The organism is Haloferax sp. Atlit-109R (assembly GCF_003665865.1).
GTDB lineage: Archaea > Halobacteriota > Halobacteria > Halobacteriales > Haloferacaceae > Haloferax > Haloferax volcanii.
The window spans coordinates 18,406-39,757 of the sequence record NZ_QPLO01000003.1 but is presented as its reverse complement, the minus strand read 5'-3'; the positions used below and the strand labels follow the sequence as shown (position 1 = coordinate 39,757).

20 protein-coding genes are annotated in these 21,352 nt (G+C 67.8%); 9 read left to right on the top strand and 11 right to left on the bottom strand.

Features of this window, described 5'->3' with window-relative positions:
* Positions 1–589: 589 nt before the first annotated feature.
* The 9 genes from DVK03_RS16485 to DVK03_RS16445 all read right to left on the bottom strand — a co-directional run bounded on the left by DVK03_RS16485 (position 590) and on the right by DVK03_RS16445 (position 10,704).
* A complete protein-coding gene (locus tag DVK03_RS16485; RefSeq protein WP_004040941.1) occupies positions 590–1,360 on the bottom strand; it encodes an IclR family transcriptional regulator in 771 nt (256 codons plus the stop codon).
* Between the two features lie 69 nt (positions 1,361–1,429).
* Positions 1,430–2,803 carry an MmgE/PrpD family protein gene (locus tag DVK03_RS16480; protein ID WP_115803785.1) on the bottom strand — a complete coding sequence of 458 codons (1,374 nt, stop codon included), beginning with the start codon at positions 2,801–2,803 and terminating at the stop codon, positions 1,430–1,432.
* Positions 2,804–2,835: 32 nt separating this feature from the next.
* Positions 2,836–4,164, bottom strand: a complete 1,329-nt coding sequence (locus DVK03_RS16475) for an MmgE/PrpD family protein (protein WP_115803784.1) — start codon at positions 4,162–4,164, stop codon at positions 2,836–2,838.
* A gap of 1 nt (position 4,165) precedes the next feature.
* Positions 4,166–4,870, bottom strand: coding sequence for an ABC transporter ATP-binding protein (locus DVK03_RS16470; RefSeq protein ID WP_004040938.1), 705 nt, complete (start codon positions 4,868–4,870; stop codon positions 4,166–4,168).
* Positions 4,863–5,654, bottom strand: a complete 792-nt coding sequence (locus tag DVK03_RS16465; protein ID WP_115803783.1) for an ABC transporter ATP-binding protein — start codon at positions 5,652–5,654, stop codon at positions 4,863–4,865. Before DVK03_RS16465 ends, DVK03_RS16470 begins: the two co-directional genes overlap by 8 nt.
* Complete coding sequence (locus DVK03_RS16460; protein ID WP_115803782.1) at positions 5,654–6,730, bottom strand: branched-chain amino acid ABC transporter permease; 1,077 nt, start codon at positions 6,728–6,730, stop codon at positions 5,654–5,656. Before DVK03_RS16460 ends, DVK03_RS16465 begins: the two co-directional genes overlap by 1 nt.
* Entirely contained in the window at positions 6,727–7,692 is a 966-nt protein-coding gene (locus DVK03_RS16455; RefSeq protein WP_006600998.1) for a branched-chain amino acid ABC transporter permease, read from the bottom strand. The genes DVK03_RS16460 and DVK03_RS16455 overlap by 4 nt, the downstream gene beginning before the upstream one ends.
* Positions 7,693–7,786: 94 nt before the next feature.
* Positions 7,787–9,106, bottom strand: a complete 1,320-nt coding sequence (locus tag DVK03_RS16450) for an ABC transporter substrate-binding protein (protein WP_115803781.1) — start codon at positions 9,104–9,106, stop codon at positions 7,787–7,789.
* 164 nt (positions 9,107–9,270) lie between these two features.
* Positions 9,271–10,704 carry an FAD-dependent oxidoreductase gene (locus DVK03_RS16445; RefSeq protein ID WP_004064814.1) on the bottom strand — a complete coding sequence of 478 codons (1,434 nt, stop codon included), beginning with the start codon at positions 10,702–10,704 and terminating at the stop codon, positions 9,271–9,273.
* A gap of 232 nt (positions 10,705–10,936) precedes the next feature.
* Between DVK03_RS16445 and DVK03_RS16440 the strand changes: the two genes are divergently transcribed.
* From DVK03_RS16440 to DVK03_RS16405, 8 genes are all read left to right on the top strand, one after another.
* Positions 10,937–11,344 carry a nuclear transport factor 2 family protein gene (locus tag DVK03_RS16440; protein WP_115803780.1) on the top strand — a complete coding sequence of 136 codons (408 nt, stop codon included), beginning with the start codon at positions 10,937–10,939 and terminating at the stop codon, positions 11,342–11,344.
* Positions 11,341–12,318 (top strand): LLM class flavin-dependent oxidoreductase, encoded by a 978-nt coding sequence (locus DVK03_RS16435; RefSeq protein ID WP_115803779.1) that lies wholly within the window; start codon positions 11,341–11,343, stop codon positions 12,316–12,318. The genes DVK03_RS16440 and DVK03_RS16435 overlap by 4 nt, the downstream gene beginning before the upstream one ends.
* A 66-nt stretch (positions 12,319–12,384) precedes the next feature.
* On the top strand, positions 12,385–13,044 hold the full coding sequence (locus DVK03_RS16430) for an isochorismatase family protein (protein ID WP_115803778.1): 660 nt from the start codon (positions 12,385–12,387) through the stop codon (positions 13,042–13,044).
* Complete coding sequence (locus DVK03_RS16425; protein ID WP_115803777.1) at positions 13,041–14,441, top strand: dihydroorotase family protein; 1,401 nt, start codon at positions 13,041–13,043, stop codon at positions 14,439–14,441. Before DVK03_RS16430 ends, DVK03_RS16425 begins: the two co-directional genes overlap by 4 nt.
* Before the next feature lie 205 nt (positions 14,442–14,646).
* The gene (locus tag DVK03_RS16420; RefSeq protein ID WP_008611451.1) at positions 14,647–15,852 is read left to right on the top strand and encodes a CaiB/BaiF CoA-transferase family protein; all 1,206 of its coding nucleotides are present in this window, start codon (positions 14,647–14,649) and stop codon (positions 15,850–15,852) included.
* Complete coding sequence (locus DVK03_RS16415; protein WP_004064824.1) at positions 15,849–16,808, top strand: hydroxymethylglutaryl-CoA lyase; 960 nt, start codon at positions 15,849–15,851, stop codon at positions 16,806–16,808. The genes DVK03_RS16420 and DVK03_RS16415 overlap by 4 nt, the downstream gene beginning before the upstream one ends.
* Before the next feature lies 1 nt (position 16,809).
* Entirely contained in the window at positions 16,810–18,123 is a 1,314-nt protein-coding gene (locus DVK03_RS16410) for a 3-isopropylmalate dehydratase large subunit (RefSeq protein ID WP_115803776.1), read from the top strand.
* Positions 18,120–18,653 carry a 3-isopropylmalate dehydratase small subunit gene (locus DVK03_RS16405; protein ID WP_004064828.1) on the top strand — a complete coding sequence of 178 codons (534 nt, stop codon included), beginning with the start codon at positions 18,120–18,122 and terminating at the stop codon, positions 18,651–18,653. The genes DVK03_RS16410 and DVK03_RS16405 overlap by 4 nt, the downstream gene beginning before the upstream one ends.
* A 114-nt stretch (positions 18,654–18,767) precedes the next feature.
* Here DVK03_RS16405 and DVK03_RS16400 read toward each other — a convergent pair whose 3' ends face one another.
* Complete coding sequence (locus DVK03_RS16400; protein WP_049896210.1) at positions 18,768–19,898, bottom strand: MFS transporter; 1,131 nt, start codon at positions 19,896–19,898, stop codon at positions 18,768–18,770.
* A gap of 373 nt (positions 19,899–20,271) precedes the next feature.
* On the opposite strand from DVK03_RS16400, the gene DVK03_RS16395 reads away from it, so the two are divergent.
* Positions 20,272–20,673 (top strand): VOC family protein, encoded by a 402-nt coding sequence (locus DVK03_RS16395; RefSeq protein WP_115803775.1) that lies wholly within the window; start codon positions 20,272–20,274, stop codon positions 20,671–20,673.
* 3 nt (positions 20,674–20,676) lie between these two features.
* Here DVK03_RS16395 and DVK03_RS16390 read toward each other — a convergent pair whose 3' ends face one another.
* Entirely contained in the window at positions 20,677–21,327 is a 651-nt protein-coding gene (locus DVK03_RS16390; protein WP_004040922.1) for a helix-turn-helix domain-containing protein, read from the bottom strand.
* Between the last annotated feature and the right edge of the window lie 25 nt (positions 21,328–21,352).

Genomic DNA, 21,352 nt, shown 5'->3' with positions numbered 1-21,352 from the left:
GGCGCTCGCCTCGACACGTCGGTCGCGCCGCGCTCGTCCGATTGTCAGATTAACCGCTGTTCCCACGTTCATTTTTGAAAACTGCCACGTACTTCGAGTCGATATATACTCCCGGACCGACTCGAAGCGCTCGACACTCGAACCGAAAACGGGCCGCCCCCACCGAATCACTCGTCACGACGACAACCGACTTTTCGCTCGAATACACCGCGTATAGCATCAAAAACGCATCGTTCGTCCTGTTTGCGTCGCCGCGAGTGGAACTCGCTCCCGGCCGTCGAAACGCTGACCCCGAATCGAGTTTCCTCTCCCCGCGAGAGTCGGTGACGAAAACATATCATACTCGTGTGTGTTCCAATCTTAGTGATATGTCCGCCGACGTGCTCGCTCGATTCCGGCCGTGGCGCGTGACGCCCGTATCCGTGTCACGGGTCGTGCCGAGTCGATTCGTTCACCATTACAGAGCTAACTTTGTAATTCAAATCGGACTTCGTCGGTTCGGTCCGAGCGACGCTGAGTCCGACGCGTCCGTCGTCGACTATCGCTCGCGATACGGCACAGCCGAACAGTTGTTCCTCACGGTAAGACGCTACGAGTACGTCGCGCGGATGCCGATGACGCGGGCGGCCTGCGTCACCATCTCCGGGACCTCCGTGTGGTACCACTCGCCTTTCATCCGGGTGGTCGGGCCGGAGACGCTAATCGCGCCGAGGATGGTTTCGTCGTCGGAGAGAATCGGCGCGCCGACCGCCCGCATGCCGGTGATGCGCTCTTCGTCGTTGAAGGCGTAGCCGCGCTCGCGAATCGTCGCCAACTCGGCTTCGAGGGCGTCGCGGTCGTCTATCGTCTTCGTCGTCAGGCGCGTCAGTTCGCCGTCGAGTATCTCGTTTCGACGCTCCTCGTCGCAGAACGCGAGGTAGGACTTGCCGACCGACGTGGTGTGGAGGTCGACGGTCGTGCCGATGTGCGAGTCGGTCTGGAGGCCCTGTTCGGACTTCACCTGATAGATGTAGACGCCGCGGCCGTTCTCCTCGACCATCACCTGTCCGCGCTCGCCGACGGCCTCGACGAGGTCGTCCATCTCGCCGATAGAGGCGTGGTACAGCGCGTGTCGCGTCCGGGCGTGGTCACCGAGGTCGAGGAACTTCAGGCCCAGCGCGTACTCGTCGCCCTGCCTGACGACGTACCCGAGTTCCGCGAGCGTCTTGAGGTGGTTGTGAGCCGTGCTCTTCGAGATTCCGAGGCCGTTTGCAATCTCCGACACCCCGCTCGCGTCGTGGTCTCTGATGTGTTCGACGATGCCGAACGAGGTTTTCGTAGCGCCGATTGTTCCCGCCGCGTCGTTTCCGTCCGTGTTCATAGTTATCACTAATCGAGTGCGGTAATAATTGTTACCGTCTCGTTCGGACTGAACGAACGAGTGTTCGGTTTATCGCCGCGTCAGCGCGGCGACGGTCTCGCGGACCGGGTTCGCCCCGACCGACGAGAGCGCGTCGAGCGCCGCATCCGCGGCGTCCTCACCGAGACCGAACGCGAGCAACGCGCGGTTGCGCGCGGTGAGGTCGGACTCCGACAGCGGGTCGCGGAAGTCGCCGCGGGGGTACTCGCGCTCGCCGACGTAGCGGCTCCCGTCGCGGGCGGTCACTTCGACGCGCGCGCCCCAGTCGTCGGGGAAGGCCCGCTCGAACGCCTCGTCGGCGTGGAGGTGGACGCGCTCCGAGAGCGCCTGCACGGCCTCGTCGTCGAGCGCGTCGTCGAGGAAGTCGTCGAGTTCGACGCGCCCGTCCGCGACCCAGCGGGCGAGGACGTACGGCGTCGAGAACTTCGCCGCGGTGAGCGTCTCGGGCCGGACGTGGCTCATATCGACGCCGTTGCGGTAGGTGTACACGTCGATTCGGTCCACGTCGTCGGGCGCGAGGTCGTCCGCGCCAGCGTCCCGAAGCGCGTCGAGCGGGGCGTGGGTGTAGCGACACGACGGATACGGCTTCTGGTAGGCCTCGGTGAGCCACCAGTCGTCGCCGAGCGAGTCGAACAGCGCGGCGAACTCGCCGTCCGCGAGGAGCGTCTCGAACGGGTCGTAGACGGCCTCCATCGCCGCGGGCGACCCGCGGAGGCCGACGGCGGTCAGCGTCGCGGCGCTCACGCCGGCCTGCGCGGAGAAGCCGGCGGTGACGTTCCGCGACGGCGCGCCCTCCGCGAAGGGGTCGTGCATGGAGACGACCGCGAGGTTCAGCGCGGTGCGAACCGTCTCGCGCACCTCGTCGGGCGACTGCCCCGCGCAGACGGCGGCGGTCAGCGCCGGGCCGAGCGTCGTCCACGTCGAGTGCGGGTCGCGGACGAGCCACGGTATCGCCTCGTTCATCCGCGCCTTCATGGCGAAGATGGCGTACTCGAAGCGCGCGCAGAGCTCGTACGAGCGGACGCAGGCCTCGACGAACGTCTCGCCGTCGACGTCGTTGGCCTCGGCGACGCCGACCGCGCCCGCGACGATGCTCGCGCCCACGTGGCCGCCGCGGTTGTGGCCCTCCTCTATCTCCTGTGTTATCGCCGCCGTCGCGTTCAACAGCGCCGCCTGCGACGGGTCGACCCGGCGGTCGGTCCCGAGGACGGACGCCGGGCCGTCGGCCAGTTTCGCGTCGCGGAAGACGCCCGCGTGTTGGGGCGCGGCCGCTCCCGCGACGGTCGCCGCGAGTACGTCCGCGACGATTCGCTCGCCGTCCGCGCGCACGTCGTCGGGGAGTTCGTCGGTCAGAAAGCCGTACACCTGTCGTTCCCAGTCTCTGACTGGCTCGTGTGAAATCATGGTCTCAGTGGTCTCAGTGAGTGTCGGGGTGCTCAGGCCCGAGTGAGTGCGCAGAGCACGCGGGGGGCGGCGGGCTCGGTCGCCGCGGTCCAGAGGCCGTCGACGCCGCCGTCACCGATGACGGGCGCGACGAGTCGGTCGAACTTCGCTCGGAGTTCCGATTCGGTGACGGGGTCGTGTTCGCCGCCGCGGGCGGCGCGCACCTCGCGGGCGTACCGCTCGCCATCGGCCGTCTCGACGGTGACGCGCGCGCCGCGCTCGTCTGGTGCGCGGGCCGCGAACTCCTCGGTGGCGACCACGTCCACGCGCCGGGCGAATCCGAGGGCGGTCTTCGTCAGCGCCTCGTCGGTGAACGCCTCCTTGCCGGTCTCGCCGGTCGTCAGCGCCGAGGCGACGGCGAAGGGAACCGAGAACTTCGCCTGCAAGGCGTTCTGTGGTGCCGGCTCCGACAGTGCCGCCGCGGCGGGGTACGTCTCGACGGTGACGGCGTCGATGTCGGCCGCGCCGACGCCCGTCTCCTCGACGAGGAGCGCCACGGCGTCGAGGGCGGCGTGGGTGTAGCGGCAGGCCGCGTGGACCTTGAAGTAGCCGCGCTCGATTTCCCAGCGCTCGCCGAGGCCGTCCGCGAGGGCGCTCCGGTCGGGGCCGTCCGCGGCGACGGGTTCGAGGTGTCGGGCCACGCCGTCGTCGAGGCCGGTGAACCCCGATTCGGCTTGGTCGACCGCGAGCAGCCCCGAGAGGTTGCTCATCCCGACGTAGCCGTTTCTGACGGTCGCGCCCTCGGTGGCCGCCTCGAACCGGGTGTGCTGGGCGTAGTTCGCCGCGATTCGCATCGCGTCGAGCGTCGTCTCGGCGTCGAGGCCGCGGAGTCGGGCGACGGCCGCGGCGGTCCCGACGCCGCCCCACACGCCGTGGGGGTGGAGACCGTCCGCGAGCGGGACCACCGTCTCGGCGGCGCGGACCGCCGCCTCGTAGCCGGCCACGAACGCCGTCAGGAACTCGTCGCCGCTGCGGTAGGCCGATTCGCCGTCCGCGAGGAGCGCGGGCAGGACGTGAATCGCCGGGTGACCGGCCGCGAAGCGGTGGCCCTCGTCGAGTTCGAGGACGCTCCCGGCGGCCGCGTTGACGAACGCGGCGCGGTACGCGGTGGTCCGCTCGCCCGCGGTTCCCATGACGGTCGATTCGCCGCCGTTCTCGTCGGCCCAGCGGCGCGCTAACGCGGCGACCGCGGGGTCCGACGCGCCGCCCAGCACCGCGCCGATGGTGTCGGCGACGACGAGGGACGCGCGCTCGACGACCGACTCGGGAAGGTCGGCCCGGTCGAGGTCGGAGACGAACGACGCGAGCGCTTCGTCGGCCATCTCAGACCCCGAGGTACGCCTCGACGACGCCCTCGTCTTCGAGGAGTTGGTCGCCGTCGGCGGTCATGCTGATACGGCCGTTCTCCATGACGTAGCCGCGGTCGGCCAGCTTGAGCGTCTGCTGGACGTTCTGTTCGACCATGAGCACCGTCATGCCCTGCGCGTGGATGTCCTCGATGACGTCGAACACCTCTTGGACGAGGTGCGGCGCGAGACCGATGGAGGGCTCGTCGAGGATGAGCAGGTCGGGTTCGCCCATGAGCGCGCGAGCGAGGGTCAGCATCTGCTGTTCCCCGCCGGACATGGTGCCGGCGCGCTGGTTTTTGCGCTCCGCGAGCCGGGGGAACAGCTCCAGCATCTCGTCGAGGTTCTCCTCGCGGTGCGCCTTCGCCTCCTCGGTCTGCGCGCCGAGAAGCAGGTTGTCGATGACGGTCATGTTGGTGAACAGGTCGCGATTCTCCGGGACCTGCACGATGCCGCGCTCGACGATTTCGTGGGACGCCTTCGAGTGAATCGCCTCGTCGCGGTAGGTTATCTCGCCGTGACTCGGCGAGAGGATGCCGCAGATGGTGCGCATCGTTGTGGTCTTGCCCGCGCCGTTCGAGCCGATGAGCGCGACGATTTCGCCCTCGTCGACGTGCATGTCGACGCCGTGGAGCACCTCGATGTCGTCGTAGCCGGCGCGGACGCCGCGCAGTTCAAGCATCGACGTCGAACCCCCCGATGTAGGCCTCGATGACGCGGTCGTCTTCGACCACCGTCTCCGGCGCGCCGAAGGCGATGCCCTTCCCTTGGTCAAGCACTTTCACGTAGTCCGAGATGTTCATGATGGCTTTCATGTCGTGTTCGATGACGAGCAGGCTCGTCCCGCGCTCGCGCAGTTGGCGGAACAGGTCGAGCATCTGCTGCGACTCCGACGGGGTGAGCCCCGCCATAATCTCGTCGAGAAGCAGGATTTCCGGCCGCGTCGAGACGGCGCGGGCGAGTTCGAGGCGCTTCTGTGCGCCCACGGTGAGTTCGCCCGCCTCCTCGTCGGCCTTGTCCGCGAGCCCGACGAATTCGAGGTTCTCCATGGCGATTTCGCGCGCCTCGCTCCGGCGGCGCGTGTGGATGTGCGCGCCGACCATCGCGTTTTCGACGACGGTCAGCTCCTCCAGCGGGCGCGTGATTTGGAACGTCCGCGCCAGCCCCGCCCGCGCGATTTTGTGCGCCGGGAGGCCGGAGATGACCTCGCCGTCGAGTCTGACGGTCCCGCTCGTCGGCGGGAACGCCCCGCTGATGCAGTTGAACAGCGTGGTCTTGCCCGCGCCGTTCGGCCCGATGAGGCCGATAATCTCGCCGCGGTTGACGGTCATGTCCACGTCGTCGAGCGCTTGCAGGCCGGAGAAGCGCTTGCCGACGCCCTCGACCGACAGAATCCGCTCGCCGTCGCGGTCGATGTCGGCGTCCGGGTCGTCGACGCTCTGCGCGTTCGTCTCGTCTGCCGACATCACTCGCTCACCTCCTCGTCGCCGCGGACGCGGGTCCAGAGGGCGCGCGCCTGATTCGGCCAGCTCACGACGCCGCGCGGCGAGTAGATGACGATAGCCACGAGGAACGCGCCGTAGATGATGCGGTCGAGGCCGTTGATGTCGGAGAACGTCGTCCGCGCCACCTCGCTGACGGGGGTGACGATGAACGAGCCGACGATGGGGCCCAAAAGCGTTCCCGGGCCGCCGACGACGGCGGGGAGGAGCAGTTCGACGTTCTTGAACAGCGCGAACACGGTGTCGGGGCGGATGGTGTTGAAGTACATCGACCAGTAGGCACCGCCGAGGGCGGTGAAGAAGGCGCTGACGGCGACGCCGATGAGCTTGTACCGGAAGCTCGGCACGCCGACGCTGGCGGCGGCCCGCTCGTCCTCGCGGATGGCGAAGAAGTACAGCCCGACCCACGAGTTCTTGATGACCCACGAGACGAGCGTCACGACGAGCAGGAAGCCGACGATGAGGTAGTAGTACGGCAGGTCGTTCTGGAACTGGAAGGCGACGAGGCCGTACTCCGCGCCGTAGTCACGCGGGAACGGCTTGAAGTAGCCGTTGGCCCCGCGGAGCTCCGACATGTTGGTGACGACGAAGCGGAGCAGTTCCGCGAACGCCAGCGTCGCCAGCGCGAAGTAGTGGCCTTGTAGGTTGAAGCGGAACGACAGCGCGCCGATGACGAGGCCGTACCCCGCCGCGAGCACGCCGCCGACGAGCATGCCGACCCACGGGTTCACCGCGAAATCGACGACGAGCGCCTGCGTGGCGTACGCGCCGACGCCGAAGAACGCCGCGTGCCCGAACGAGAACTGCCCGGTGTAGCCGGACATGATGTTCCACGCCTGCGCCGTGTAGGCGTAGATGACCGTGAGGATGAGCACTTTCAGGCTCAACAGCGCCGCGATTTCCATCCCGGCGACGTCGATTTCGATGAGCGTCGGGAGCGCCGCGAGCAGGCCGAACAGCGCGACGCCCTTGACGAGCGGGGCGTACCGCCGGTCGTCGAACGTCCGGTAGCGGTCGCGGACGGACTCGATTGCGCTCACGCCTCAGCACCTCCGAAGAGTCCCTCGGGCTTGACGAGGAGCGTCCCGATGAAAAGCAGGAAGATGAGCACCTGCGCGGTGGTTCCGGGGAGGTAGTAGCCGCCGAACACCTGAATCAGCCCGACGATGAGGCCGCCCACGAACGCGCCGGGGAACGAGCCGAGGCCGCCGAGGATGACGATGACGAAGGCGTTGATGAGGTACGTCTCGCCCGTGAAGGGGTCGAATCGCTGGAACAGCGCGATAGAGCCGCCGGCGACGCCGGCCAGCGCCGCGCCGATACCGAAGGTGAGGTAGTTGATGCGGCGGACGTTGATGCCGACGTAGCGCGCGCCGTCGCGGTTGTCGGCCGTGCCGCGGATTTTCCGGCCGAGGTCGGTCCGGTTCAGGAACGCCCGCACGGCGAGCATCGTTCCGAGCGCGATGACGAGCGCGTAGAACTGTCCGAGCGGGATGAACACGTCGCCGACCTGCACCGACCCGAGCGACAGTTCGACCTGCTGGGGGTCGGGCGTGAACACGATTTCGATGGCCGACTGGATGATAAAGAGGACGCCCAGCGTGGCGATGAGCTGGTTCTGCTGGGGGGCCTCGATGATGGGTTCGACCGTGAGTATGTGGACGACCACCCCGAGGGCGAACAGCACCGCGGCGGCGATGGGTATGCCGAGAAACGGGCTGATGCCGGCCGTCTCGGAGACCAACCACACCGAGTACATCCCGACGACGAGGAAGATGCCGTGGGCGAAGTTGATGACGTCCATCACGCCGAATATCATCGTCAGCCCCAGCGCCGTCAGCGCGTAGACGCCCCCGAGCAGGAGGCCGAACGCGAGCAGCTGCAGGAGGACGGGCTCCAGATTGGTGATGTCGGTCAGGAACTGTGCGAACGGGTCGATGAATCGGCCGAGGCCACCGCCCTGGAGCGGCAGCGGCGCGACCGATGTGACTAGGTGTCCCATGCGGTTTCTACGCTCGGGAATTGTTGGCAACCCCCATAAAAGGTGGCTATCTTTCGAGACGGTTCGTTGACGTGACGGCGGTCGCGGGTAGCGGTTAGACCTGCGGTTCGGCCTCCGCGTACTCCTCGGGGTAGACCACTCTGACCGAGAGGTCCTGGACCTGGTTCACCGGGCCGAGCGCGTTGACGTTCTCGCCTTGGTCGTCGAACTCGATTGCGCCCATCGCGGAGATGTGGTCCTCGTAGCTGAGCCCCATGAGCGCCTCGTTGATGTCGTCGGGGTCGACGCTGCCGGCTTCTTCGACCGCCTGGATGATGACCTCCGCCGCGGTGTAGGCCATCCCGACCGACGCCGAGAACTCTTGGTCGTAGTTGTCGCGGAACTGCGAGCGCACCTCGGCGGTCTTGTCGACCGTCGGGTTCAGCGCGTAGTTGTTGTCCAGCACGCCGTTCGCGAACTCACCGATGTCGCTGACGGCGTCGTCGTCGGTGAACGTCGCGGACGCCGAGGCGGTCAGGTACGGCGGCCGGTAGTCCTGGTCCTGCAACGCCTGTGCGAGCAGGACGCCGCCGGCGACGTAGGTCGTGGCGATGATGGTGTCGGGGTCGGCGCTCCGGAGCCGCGACACCTGCGTGTTGGCGTTCGACGCGCCGAACTCGATGGCCGTCTCCTCGACGATTTCGACGTTCTGTTCGGGGAGGAACTCGCGGAGGCTGTCCCGAATCGCCTGCCCGTAGCTGTTGTTGATGTAGAACAGCCCCGCCGTGTCGATGGTGCCGCCGCCGTCGCGGATGACCGACGGCACGAGGTCCGCGTAGTCGCTCGCCAATCGGCGCGCCGGGGGTTGGGGCCGGTAGACGTAGTTGAAGTCGCGGCCTTGCAGGATGTTGTCCGCCGCCGCGATTGAGATGACGAAGGGGACGCCCTGTCGCTCCGCGACCTGCGTCGCCGCCGTCGTCACCGGCGAGGAGTAACAGCCGGTGAGGACGTCCGCGCCCTCGCTGAGCAGTTCCTCGCTGACCTGTCCGCCGAGCTCCTGTGCGCCCTGGTTGTCGCCCTCGATGACGGTCACTTCCGCGCCGTCGAGCGACTCGATGCCGCCCTCCTCGTTTTTCCGCATCGCGGCGAGTTTGATGGCGTTGCTCATCCCGACGCCCGTCGCGGCGAGACTGCCCGAAAGCGGGTGGTTCGACCCGATGACGACCTCGTCGACGGACTGTTCGGGCGTCCCCGTCGCGGTGCCCGTCTCGCCGCCGGACCCGCCCGAGTCACCGCCGGAGTCGCCGCCGGACCCGCCGCCGTTTCCGGCGTCGTCGCTCGCACAGCCGGCCAGTGTCAGTGCCGCGACGCTCGCGCCCGTTGCTTTGAGGAAGCGTCGCCTGTTGCTCGTCGAAGACTTGAGAGTCTTACCCATGGCAATCGGTATCGAGGTTAGTGCCTACTGTAATAAATCCTCCCGTACTCGTGTTGTCACGTTCTGTGGATATTCCTGCAACGAATCGAGTACGGGTCGGCAAATTGAGTCGAAAACGAGTCGTTTCGATTGTTCTACTCCGGGGCCGTGACCCCGCCGCGGCGTCAGTCGAGCGATTCGCGGGCGTGAATGCCAGCGAGGCGGCCGTAGCCGAGCGCGGTCGTCAGCCCGTTGCCGGAGAGATAGCCGCCCGCGCCGTGACCGCTGATGCCGCAGGCGGTGCCGCCCCCGGCGTAGAGGTTCTCCACCGTGCTCCCGTCGGTTCGGAGGACGCGCCCGTGTTCGTCGACGACGAGGCCGCCCTGCGTGTGGAAGAGCGCGCCGGTGACTTTGGCCCCGTAGAAGGGCGCTTCCAGCGGGCTCGCGCCGTCGACGCGACCGACTTCGTCCGGCTCGCCCGCCGCGGCCGCCTCGTTGTAGGCGGCGACCGTCTCCGCGGCGGCCTCGCCGTCGGCACCGAGTCGCTCCGCGAGGGCCGCGACCGAGTCGGCGGTGTGGTAGGTCCCCCGCTCGATGGCGTCGTCGAAGTCCTCGAACTGCCCGCGGAGCTTCTCGAAGATGCGTTCGTCGAACAACTGAATCGCCTGCTCGCCGGGCTGTTTGAGCACCGAGATGGCGAACTCGCTGTACCCCGCGGACTCGTCGCCGAAGCGCTCGCCGTCTCGGTTCACGAGGATGCCCCCGTTCATCGTGACCGCGTAGGTCGACAGCACGCCCGTCTGGCTCGCCACCGTCGCGTGGCCCTGATAGGCGTCCATGCAGGCGAGTTCGCCGCCGAGCTCCGCGCCGAAGCGGACGCCGTCGCCGGTGTTGCCGTCAGCGCCGAAGTACAGCGCCCGCTCGACATCCGCCTCGCAGTAGTCGGTGACCATCTCGCGGTTGCCGGCGAAGCCGTCGGTGGCGAGGATGACCCGCTCGGCCTCGATGGCCTCGTCGTGGCCGAGGCCGGCGACGACGCCCCGAACCGCGCCGTCCTCCGCGACCAGTCGCTTCACGGGCGCGTTCGTCAGGAGTTCGATGTTCGGCGTCGACTCGACGCGCTCGACCAGTTCGGCGACGAGGTTCTCGCCGTTTCGGCCCTCCGGGGCGTGCATCCGGTACTCGGAGTGTTTGGGATACTTGAAGTCGTCCACGATGTGGAGCGTGATGTCCCAGTCGTCGACGAGCCAGTGGATGAGGTTCGCGCTCTCCTCGCAGAGGTACTGGACGCGCTCCTCGTCGGCCTCGTAGTCGTTTTTCTCCAAGATGTCTCGGGCCATGTCCGCGGGCGTCTCCTCGATGCCGACCTCGCGCTGGAGGCGCGTCCCCGCCGCGGGGACCATCCCCGTCGACAGCGACGTGTTGCCGCCGCACTCGGGCGCTTTCTCCAGCACCGTCACGCGAACGTCGGGGTTCTCGCTGGCCGCGAGCGCGGCGACGAGGCCGGTTCCCCCGCCGCCTGCGACGAGTACGTCCGTGTCGATGTCCCACTCGATGTCGTCGACCGAGACGACTTCGGTGACGCCGTCGCTCGGCGTCCGCCGGGCTAGTTCGTCCATGCAGTCTGCTAGGTAGACTCTATCGTAAAACTACCGCCTCCGGCGGCGGTGGTGTCGCCGTTTCTCACCCCGCGTCGCCGCCGCATCCGCCGGTTTTCTCGGTCGCGAGCGTGAGAACAATACCCTCGTCTCCTGCGGCGTTTGCCGTCGCGCCGACTCGAACAGTCAGGAACGGCAGACGGTCAGCAATCTCGGGGTGAAAAACTATGTGTGTCGAGAACACCCATACCGCATGGACTCGCCACGAGACATCGTTGAGGAGTTCTTCGACCGCATGGAAGACGACCGCCGGAACACCGTCGGCGACCTGTTCGCCGAGGACGCCGTCATCTCCCTGCCGGGTGCGACGTTCGAGGGACCGACCGCGGCCTACGACTTCCTCGCGCACCTCGACCCGCGGTACGAGTGGGCGGCGAAGGAGTTCGACCGCTGGCTAGAGGCGGGTGACACCGTCGTGAGCGTCGGGTCGCTCTACGGCGTCGCCAACGACGGTTCGGAGTTCTCCGACGTTCGCTACGTCGATATCTACGTCGTCCGCCGGGGTCTCATCGAGCGCCTCGACATCTGGAACGACCTCGCGGTCGACGGCGTCGTTCCGGTCGCGGACGCGGACGCGCCCGCGACCCCGGCGGAGGAATGAGCGACCGAACCGCGGTTCTGTTCGCGCTTCGCGACGACCCCTCGCTCGTCGTGCGCGCCGAGGAACTCGGCTACGAGTCGGCGTGGGCCGCCGAGGGACAGGGCAAGACCGCCTTCGGAAAGCTCGAACGCTGGGCCGTCCACACCGAGGAAATCGGCCTCGCGACCGGCATCGTCAACGTGTTCTCGCGGACGCCCGCGGCGCTCGCGGCGGCCGCGGCGACGCTCGACGACCACTCCGACGGGCGCGCGATTCTCGGCCTCGGCGTCGCCCACCCCGGCGTCGTCGAGGCGTTCCACGGCGTCCCCTTCGACCGCCCGCTGTCGCGCCTCCACGAGTACGTCGAACTCGTCCGGCGCTACCTCCGCGGCGACGCCGACTCCTTCGACGGGGAGTTCTTCTCGCCCGAGCGCACGAGCTTCTGGGACGCCTTCGAACCCGTCCGCGAGGAGATACCCGTCTACAACGGCGCGCTCGGCCCGGCGAACGTCCGACTCACCGGGCAGGTCGCCGACGGCTGGCTCCCGAACCTCTATCCCCGACCGCAGTTCGAGGCGGCGCTGGAATGGCTCGACACCGGGGCCGCCCGCGCCGGGGGCGACCCGAGCGACGTGGACGTGGCGATGTACGTCCTCACGGCCGTCCACGACGACCCCGACGAGGCGCGGCGGGCGGCGGCCGAACACGTCGCCTACTACCTGCGGGACGTGCCGGGCTACTACGACCGCGCGGCCGAGCAGGCCGGCTTTGCCGACGAGGTCGAGGCGGTCCGCGCCGCGCCGACGACCGAGGCCGGGGCGCGCGAACTCTCGGCGGAGTTCCTCGACCTCGTGGCGCTGGTCGGCACGCCCGACGACGTGCGGGGGCGACTCGTCGAACTCCGCGAGATGGGCGTCGACCTCCCGGTCGTCCGCGCGCCCGCCGGCGTCGACCGCGAGTGGGTCGCGCGGACGCTGGAGGTGTTCGCCCCGTAACATGACGCCGGCGGACCGTGCCGTACTTTTATGCTGGATGCCACCGCATCTCAGGCGAAGCGAGTCATGACAGACCGTATCTGGGAGGACCTGCTATCCGAACAGGATAAACAGGTCATCACGAAGGCTGGTTACGACAAGGAGGGCGCCTCGTCGTGGGAGTCCCGCGGCATGGGCGAGAACCCGATGGTTCTCGTCATCGACATGCAGCGGCTCATCGTCGGCGAGAACGCCCCCATCCTCGACGCCGTCGAGGAGTATCGCACCGCGATGGGCGACATCGCGTGGGACGCCATCGAGCACATCGACCCGTTCCTCGACTTCGCGCGGGAGCAGGGGCTTCCGGTGACGTACACGCGGGTCGTCCCGTCGAGCTACGACGACCCCGACCACCCCGACCTCGACATCGTCGACCCGGTCGCGCCCGAGGAGGGCGACACCGTCGTCGACAAATCCTACGCGTCGGCGTTCTACGGGACCGACCTGCTCTCGCGGCTCGTCCGCGGCGGCCACGACTCGGTCATCATCGTCGGCAACTCCACCAGCGGGTGCGTCCGGGCCACCGCGGTGGACGCGAAACAGAACGGCTTCAGCGTCGTCCTGCCGCAGGAGTGCATCTTCGACCGCATCGAGGCGTCGCACAAAATCGGCCTCCTCGACCTGTGGATGAAGTACGCCGAGGTGCTGGAGACCGAGTCGGTCGAGGAGTGGGTCGAGACGCTATGACCCACGACCTCGTCATCTCGAACGGCACCGTCGTCACGCCCGAACACGGCAGCTTCGCGGCCGACGTGGCGGCCGACGGCGAGACAATCTCCGCCGTCGCCGCGCCCGGCACGCTCTCGGGCGAGACGGAAATCGACGCGACGGGCAAGCACGTGCTCCCGGGCGCGATCGACCCGCACACCCACCACGGCATCTACCGCGGACTGGAGGCGGACGCCGAGTCCGAGTCTAAGTCCGACCTCGTCGGCGGCGTGACCACCATCGGGAACTACTTCCGCCGGGCGGGGGCCTACGAGGACATCATGCCGGGCTACTTCGACGAGGCGGAGCCGAACTACTACCACGATTACTTCTTCTCGCTCGGCCTGCTCTCGATGGAACACGTCGAGGAGATCCCGACCATCATCGAGGAGTTCGGCATCACGACGTTCAAGTGGTACATGAACTACAAGGACGCCGCCCGCGAGAAGTTCGGCGTCGACTGCGACATGCACGACGACTTCGGCGACGCCTTCGTGCGGAAACTCGCCGAACAGGACGTGCCGACGACGCTCGGCTACCACTCCGAGAACGTCGAAATCACGAACGCGCTCGCCGGCGGCAACGTCTACGTCACCTCCGAGTCCGACGACACCGACGCCAGCGAGGACGAGGGCTACGAGGTGATGGTCGAGGAGTTCCCCGGCTACGCCGAGACCCAGAGCATGGTCGCCGGGGCCGCGCTCGCCAAGGTTCACGGCTACGACGACCGCTTCTACGCGGTCCACATCTCCGCCGGGGAGACGGCCGACGAGCTCGCCGCGCTCCACGACGCGGGCTACGAGGCGTGGGGCGAGACGTGCATCCACTACCTCGCGCTCACCACCGAGGAGTGCGACGAGCGCATGAAGGTGAACCCGCCGGTCCGGTCGGAAGCCGACCAAGAGACGCTCTGGGAGCGCCTCGCCGACGGCACCATCTCGACTATCGGCACCGACCACTGCGCCAACCTCGCGGAGAACAAGTTCGGCGAGGGTATCCGCGACAGCCTGCTCGGGTTCCCCTCGACGCCCGTGATGCTCCCGCTCATCCTCTCGGAGGGCGTCAACGAGGGCCGCATCTCGCTCGAACGCGCCGTCGAGGTGACGAGCACCAACGCGGCGAAGGCGTTCAATCTCTATCCGAAGAAGGGGACGGTCCGGGTCGGCAGCGACGCCGACCTCGCCGTCGTCGACCTCGACGAGACGAAGACGGTCACGCCGGAACTGTTACACAGCGTCAGCGGTTACTCCCCCTACGAGGGCCGAGCAGTCACCGGCTGGCCGACTCAGACCGTCGTGAAGGGCGAACTCGCCTACGACGACGGCGACATCGTCGGCACGAAAGGGCACGGAACCCACATCGACCGGCCGGTGTGACCCCGTCGGACGGCCGGGGCCACCACCCGACCGGCTCGACCGACTCGACCGACCCGACCGACCCACCCCACCGACGACCCGGACTGACCGGCCACGCGGAACCGGGCACACCGACGACCGGCCGCCCGCGACCGGGCACGCGGACGCGAACACGCACCACCAGACGACCACCACACGCGACACAGAACGAGAAGACACACACGACATGACGAACGACACGAACGGACCACTCGACGGCCTCGTCGTCCTCGAAGCCGGGTCGATGATATCCGGCCCGACCGTCGGCCGCTTCATGGCCGACTTCGGGGCGACGGTCATCAAAATCGAACACCCGGCGTTCGGTGACCACATCCGCCGCTTCGGTCCACAGAAAGACGGCGTCGGCCTCTGGCACAAGTATCTCTCGCGGAACAAGCAGTCTATCACCCTGAACATCTCCACCGACGAGGGCGCGGCGGTGTTCGAGGACCTCGTGAGCGAGGCCGACCTCCTCATCGAGAACTTCCGACCCGGCACGCTCGAGCGCTGGAACGTCGGCTGGGAGCGTCTCTCCGAGGTCAACGACGACCTCGTGATGCTTCGAATGTCCGGCTTCGGCCAGACCGGCCCGTACGCCGAGCGCCCCGGCTTCGGGACGCTCGCGGAGGCCATGTCCGGCTTCGCCTACCTCAACGGCTTCCCCGACTCGCCCCCGTTGCTCCCGCCGACCGGCCTCGCAGACAACATCGCGGCGCTGTTTTCGACGTTCGCGGTGATGTTCGCGCTCTACCACCGCGACGTCCACGGCGGCGGCGGCCAGTACATCGACACGAGCCTCATCGAACCCATCTTCGGCCTGCTCGGGCCGCAACCGCTCCGCTACGACCAACTCGGTGAAATCGAGTCGCGGTCGGGCAACCGCTCGACCTCGTCGGCTCCGCGGAACGTCTACCGGACGGGCGACGACCGCTGGGTCGCCATCTCCGCGAGCGCGCAACCGCTCGCAGAACGGACCTTCGACGCCATCGGCCGCCCCGACCTGAAGGACGACCCGCGGTTCGAGACCAACGAGGACCGACTGGAGCACGTCGACGAACTCGACGCCATCATCCAAGACTGGATGGACGACCACAGCCGCGAGGAGGTGCTCGACGCGTTCGAGGCGGCCGACGCGACGCTCGCGCCCGTCTACAACGTCGAGGACATCCTCAACGACGAGCACTACGCGGCGCGCGAGGCGTTCCTGACGGTCGACGACCCGGACCTCGGCGAGGCGGTCGTCCAGAACGCCTTCCCGAAGTTCTCGGAGACGCCGGGGCGGGTCGACCACCTCGGGCCGTCGCTCGGTGAACACAACGACGCGGTCTACCGCGACCGACTCGGCTACGACGAGTCGGTGCTTTCGGACCTCGAATCGGAGGACGTGATATGAGCCTCCTCGACTCGCTCCCCGAGCGCGTCCACGTCGTCGAGATGCTCCCGCGTGACGGGTTCCAGCGTCTCGACGAGTTCGTCCCGACCGACGAGAAAGTCGAGATAATCGATACCCTCTCGGACACCGGCGTCGACGAAATCGAGCTCTCCTCTTTCACCCACCCGAAGGCCGTCCCGACGCTTCGGGACGCCGACGAGGTGGCGACGCGAATCACCCGCCGCGACGGCGTGACCTACCGGGCGCTCGTCCCCAACCTCCGGGGCATGGAGCGCGCCGTCGAGGCCGAGGTGGACAAGGTGAACGCGCTCGTCACGGTGAGCGAGACCTACACGAGCAAAAACCAGAACCGCACCCGCAAGGAGGTGCTCGCGGAGATGGACGACATCGTCGCCCTCGCCCACGACCACGGCATCGAGGTCGAAGCCGGGATGGGAACGAGCTTCTACTGCCCCTACGAGGGCGCAATCGACCCGGCGGAGACGCTCGCGGTCGTCGACAGCGTCGTCGACTCCGGCGTCGACGAGGTGACGCTGGCGACGACGATGGGCCTCGCCAACCCGGTCGAAATCACGGAGCGCTTCACCGCCGCGTTCGAGGCCCACCCCGGCCTCGACATGGGCCTGCACCTCCACGACACGAACGGGATGAGCCTCGCCAACACGCTGGCCGCGATGGCCGTCGGCGTCGACCGCTTCGACGCCTCGGTCTGCGGACTCGGCGGCGGCGTCGTCCTCCCAGGCGATATGTCCGGCGTCGGCAACACGCCGACCGAGGACCTCGTCCAGATGCTCGACCGCATGGGCGTCGGCCACGGCGTCGACTTCGGCCGCATCGAGGCGGCCGCCCACGACGTGTCCGACCGACTGGGCCTCGGCCTGACGAGTCACGTCCTCGCGGGCGGCACCGTCGAGGGCGTCCTCGACACCGTCGCGGCCGACGGGGAGGGCGACTGAGATGTCCGGCAAGACCCTCGCGGAGAAACTGCTCTCGGAGAAATCGGGCACCGACGCCCGCGCCGGCGACTACGTCGAGGCCGACGTGGACGTGGCGATGGCCCACGACATCACCGGGCCGCTCGCGTTCCAGACGTTCGACGAGGTGACGGGCGACGACGGCGAGCTGTTCGCGCCCGACCGGACCGTCTTCACCATCGACCACCACGCCCCCGCAGACGGGGTGCAGGCCGCGAACAACCACAACGCCGTCCGCGAGTTCGCGGCGAAACACGGCGCACACCAGTTCGACGTGGGCGACGGCATCTGCCACGCCGTCCTCGTCGAGGAGGGCTTCGTCGGCCCCGGCGACCTCGTCATCGGCGCGGACTCCCACTCGACGACCTACGGCGGCATCGGCGCGTTCGGGACCGGCGTCGGCTCGACCGACCTCGGGACCGCGCTCGCGACGGGCGAACTCTGGTTCCGCGTCCCGAAGACGCTCCGCTTCGAGGTCGACGGCGACCTCGGAGACGGCGTCTACGCGAAGGACCTCATCCTTCGGTTCATCGGTGACGTGGGCTTCGACGGCTGTACCTACATGGCCGCCGAGTACGCCGGGAGCACCATCGAGTCGCTCCCGATTCACGAGCGTCTCGTCCTCTCGAACATGGCCATCGAGATGGGCGGCAAGACGGGCATCGTCACGCCCGACGAGCGCACCGAGTCGTACCTCGAACGCCAGACCGGGAACGACATCGACCTCGGGGACGCGTTCGTCTCCGACGACGACGCCTACTACGAGGCGGTCCACACGTACGACGCGACCGCCCTCGCCCCGCAGGTCTCGAAGCCGTCGAACCCCGAGAACGCGGTGGACGTGACCGAGGTCGCGGGCACCGAACTCGACCAGTTGTTCGTCGGCACCTGCACGAACGGCCGGTACGAGGACATCAAGGTCGTCGCCGACATCCTCGACGGCGAGACCATCGCCCCGAACGTCCGGCTAGTCGTCGTCCCCGCCTCGAAGTCCGTCTACCAGCACATGCTCCAGACGGGCGTCTTCCAGACGCTCACCGACGCGGGCGCGGTCATCCAGAGCGCCGGCTGCGGCCCCTGCGCGGGCTACCATCAGGGCGTCCTCGGCGACGGCGACGTCTGTCTCGCCACGGCGAACCGGAACTTCCCCGGCCGCGAGGGGTCGATGGAGTCGTCTGTCTACCTGTCGAGTCCGGCGACCGTCGGCGCGAGCGCGCTGTACGGCGAAATCACCGACCCCCGCGAGGTTGAGACGAAACGCTACGACGACACGGTGTTCGCGGAGGTGCTGCCATGACGGGAGCCTCCGACGGCGCGGACGGCGGCCGTCCCGACCCCGCCGAACCCGGTCGCGCGTGGGTGTTCGGCGACAACATCGACACCGACCAGATAACCCCGTCGCGCTTCATCGTCTCGTCGGACCCCGACGAACTCGCCAGCCACGCCTTCGAGGACCTCAGACCCGAGTTCTCCGGGTCGGTCGAGACCGGCGACTTCGTCGTCGCCGGCGAGAACTTCGGAAGCGGGTCGTCGCGGGAGCACTCGCCGCTGTCGCTCGTCGGCGCGGGCGTCTCGGCGGTCGTCGCGCAGTCGTTCGCGCGCATCTTCTTCCGCAACGCCATCAACCTCGGCCTGCCGGTGCTCATCTGCCCCGGCGCGGACGCCATCGAGGACGGCGACGAGATTCACGTCGACCTCGACGCGGGCGTCGTGACGAACCACACGCGAGACGAAACCTACGAGGCGGAGGCGCTCCCCGAGTTCCTCCAGTCGCTCGTCGAACAAGGGGGATTGAAACCCTACACGAAGGCGAAACTCGACGGCTGAGCGGGCACTCGGCTCACGTCATACCGCTACCGCCACACCCGACGCACCGACCGACGACCGAAACAGAGGCACCCGCGAACGCCATTCCGAGACGACGATTTTTATCTGCTCTCACTACTTTCGCGCGTCCCAGTAGAGCAGCCCGGCGGCGACGACGAGACAGACCGCGAGTCCCGCGAACGCGGCGACGTAGCTCGCGTAGGTGGCGACGATGCCGACGTAGGCCGGCCCCAGCGCGTTCGCGCCGAGGAACAGCGCCCGCGCGGCCCCGAGGTCGGCCCCACGGTCGGCGTCGGGCGCGTTGTCCATGATGATGGCGTCCGCGAGCGGGAACTCCGTCTTGTAGCCGGCCGCGAGCGCGACGACGGAGACGTAGATGAGCGGGCGGGCCGCCACGGCCGAGAGGACGGCGAGCGCACCCGCGGCCGCGAGCATCCCGACGACGGCGATTGATTCGCGTCGGAACCGGTCGCTCAGGCCGCCGGCGACGGGTTTGATGGTGATGCCGACGGCGAAGACGATGGCGAACGTCGCGCTCGCCAACTGCTGGTCGAACCCCTTCGCCTCGATGAGGTAGGTCGGAAAGAAGTTGATGAAGCCGCCGACCATGAAGTAAAACAGCCCGAACGCGAGGAGCGTCCGGCGCTGTTCCGCGCTGGCGAAGAGGCGTCGGAGCGTCCCCGAAACGTGGAGTTCGGGCGACCCCACGGCGTAGCCGTCTCTCGACCAGAGCGCGTAGAGGACGGTGAGTCCCGCGAGGACGACGGCGACCGGCAGGAACGGCGTCCGCCACGTCGCGTAGGTCAACGCGAGGATGGCGAGCCCCGAGGAGACGAGGCCGCCGAGGTCGGTGCCGGCGGCGTAGAGGCCGAGCGCCCGGCCGCGGCGTTCGACGAACAGGTCAGAGAGGAGCGCCCGCGAGGGGATGGCGAACAGCCCCTTCCCGAGTCCCGTGATAACCGCGGCGGCGACGAAGCCCGCGAGGCCGCCGGCGAGACCGAACGTGAGGAAGCCGAGGACGAGGATGCCCAGTCCGGGGACGATGAGCGTCGCCCGCGTCCACCGGTCGGAGTACTCGCCGCCGGGGTACTGAGTGATGGCGTAGACGCCCTGAAACAGCGCCAGCGCGATGCCGGCGGTCGCCTCCGTTATCTGGAGTTCCTCGATGATGGTCGGCAGCAGCGGCGACAAGAGAAACCGACCCGTCTGGAGGACCGCCCACGCCAGCGACACGGTGACTAACATCCGACCCGGGTAGCCCGCAAGCAAGCGCTCGTCGGATGTCGGCTGTTGGTTCACACCCACGGTACACCGACCTGCTACCAATGGGTTACGATTGCGGAACGTCGTTCCGGTCGTCGGCGTCGCGGTTCTGAAGGCCGATTTCAGGAGCAGATAAACTCTATAAAGTTTACTACCGGATTTCGTGGAGACGGAACTATGCTGTGAAATGGCTATAAAACTAATTTAGAAGCTACAATTTTTACAAATTTTACAATTTCTAAAGTTTCCAAATATTTTAAACATAATTTAGTTTATCCAATTCGGTTCGGAGCTCCCTCTGACCTCGATGGCCGCCGCACAAATTTTTACCACCCGCGGCCGCGACGGTGCGGGCATGGACGCGACGGCAATCGACCACGTGAACCTCCGCATCCCCGCCGACGGCCTCGACGCCGCGGTCGGGTTCTACCGCGACGCGCTCGGCTTCGACGTCGAGAACCGCGACCTGTTCGAGTCGGGCGAAAAGCCATTCTTCTCCGTGCGGCTCACCCCGGCGAGCGTCATCCACCTCCGCCCGGCCGAGGACTTCGAACCGCCGGCTGAGACCGCCTTCGACCACGTCGCCATCGAGTTCGCCCACGACATCGACGAGCTTTGCGACCACCTCGAAGCGGCGGGCGTCGAAATCGACCGCCGACTCGAACCCCTCGGGGCGACGGGCGTCGCGCCCGCGGTGTACGTCACCGACCCGTTCGGCTACACGCTGGAACTGAAAGCCGCGCCCGACGCCGACTGAGCCTTACAACACGTACTGCGCGACCGAGTCCATCACTTTCCGCTCCGCCCGACGCAGGTGTTCCTCGGCGGTGCGCCGGGAGACGCCCATCTCGTCGGCGATAGTCGCCGTCTCGATACCGCGCGGGAGGTCGTAGTAGCCGCCGGCGTGGGCCAGTCGGAGCGCCTCGCGCTGGCGGCCGGTGAGCGCGGGCATCGCGTCGGCGGGGGCCAAAAGCGGGCCGCTCCCGCTGGCGAACGACACCGCGCGTTTGGACTCGACGCTCACGTCGAAGCCGCTGTCCACGAGGTCGCGGAAGCACGCCGTCAGGTCGTCGGCCGAGACGGCGAGCAGACGGCACACTTTGGCCCCGCCGCGGTAGCGAAGCGGCGGCACGAGGAGGAGGCCGTGTTTCCGCACGTAGCCCTCGATGTGGTCTATCTCGTGGTCGCGGAGGCAGTCGGCGGTGACGACGACCAACTCGTCGCCGCGCTCGACCGACGCCGCCACGCCGACGGTGTCGCGGACGCGGTCGAGCACGTCGCTGCCGGCCTCGCCGCTGACGTGGAGCATGTCGCAGTGCTCGTTGCACCACAGTTCGACGCTCGCGGCGTTGCCCGCCGTCGCCGCCGCGTAGGCGCTGTCGTCTCTGATTCGGAGGCTCGCCTCGTACATACGCGGACCGTTGGTCCGGCGATAA

Excerpts from the sequence above, each read along its gene's own strand:
- DVK03_RS16475 (WP_115803784.1), bottom strand. The coding sequence starts at position 4,164 with ATGGCCGACGAAGCGCTCGCGTCGTTCGTCTCCGACCTCGACCGGGCC.
- DVK03_RS16470 (WP_004040938.1), bottom strand. The coding sequence starts at position 4,870 with ATGCTTGAACTGCGCGGCGTCCGCGCCGGCTACGACGACATCGAGGTG.
- DVK03_RS16485 (WP_004040941.1), bottom strand. The coding sequence starts at position 1,360 with ATGAACACGGACGGAAACGACGCGGCGGGAACAATCGGCGCTACGAAA.
- DVK03_RS16395 (WP_115803775.1), top strand. The coding sequence starts at position 20,272 with ATGGACGCGACGGCAATCGACCACGTGAACCTCCGCATCCCCGCCGAC.
- DVK03_RS16430 (WP_115803778.1), top strand. The coding sequence starts at position 12,385 with ATGACAGACCGTATCTGGGAGGACCTGCTATCCGAACAGGATAAACAG.
- DVK03_RS16400 (WP_049896210.1), bottom strand. The coding sequence starts at position 19,898 with ATGTTAGTCACCGTGTCGCTGGCGTGGGCGGTCCTCCAGACGGGTCGG.
- DVK03_RS16480 (WP_115803785.1), bottom strand. The coding sequence starts at position 2,803 with ATGATTTCACACGAGCCAGTCAGAGACTGGGAACGACAGGTGTACGGC.
- DVK03_RS16420 (WP_008611451.1), top strand. The coding sequence starts at position 14,647 with ATGACGAACGACACGAACGGACCACTCGACGGCCTCGTCGTCCTCGAA.
- DVK03_RS16390 (WP_004040922.1), bottom strand. The coding sequence starts at position 21,327 with ATGTACGAGGCGAGCCTCCGAATCAGAGACGACAGCGCCTACGCGGCG.
- DVK03_RS16405 (WP_004064828.1), top strand. The coding sequence starts at position 18,120 with ATGACGGGAGCCTCCGACGGCGCGGACGGCGGCCGTCCCGACCCCGCC.
- DVK03_RS16445 (WP_004064814.1), bottom strand. The coding sequence starts at position 10,704 with ATGGACGAACTAGCCCGGCGGACGCCGAGCGACGGCGTCACCGAAGTC.
- DVK03_RS16465 (WP_115803783.1), bottom strand. The coding sequence starts at position 5,654 with ATGTCGGCAGACGAGACGAACGCGCAGAGCGTCGACGACCCGGACGCC.
- DVK03_RS16440 (WP_115803780.1), top strand. The coding sequence starts at position 10,937 with ATGGACTCGCCACGAGACATCGTTGAGGAGTTCTTCGACCGCATGGAA.
- DVK03_RS16415 (WP_004064824.1), top strand. The coding sequence starts at position 15,849 with ATGAGCCTCCTCGACTCGCTCCCCGAGCGCGTCCACGTCGTCGAGATG.
- DVK03_RS16455 (WP_006600998.1), bottom strand. The coding sequence starts at position 7,692 with ATGGGACACCTAGTCACATCGGTCGCGCCGCTGCCGCTCCAGGGCGGT.
- DVK03_RS16410 (WP_115803776.1), top strand. The coding sequence starts at position 16,810 with ATGTCCGGCAAGACCCTCGCGGAGAAACTGCTCTCGGAGAAATCGGGC.
- DVK03_RS16435 (WP_115803779.1), top strand. The coding sequence starts at position 11,341 with ATGAGCGACCGAACCGCGGTTCTGTTCGCGCTTCGCGACGACCCCTCG.
- DVK03_RS16450 (WP_115803781.1), bottom strand. The coding sequence starts at position 9,106 with ATGGGTAAGACTCTCAAGTCTTCGACGAGCAACAGGCGACGCTTCCTC.
- DVK03_RS16425 (WP_115803777.1), top strand. The coding sequence starts at position 13,041 with ATGACCCACGACCTCGTCATCTCGAACGGCACCGTCGTCACGCCCGAA.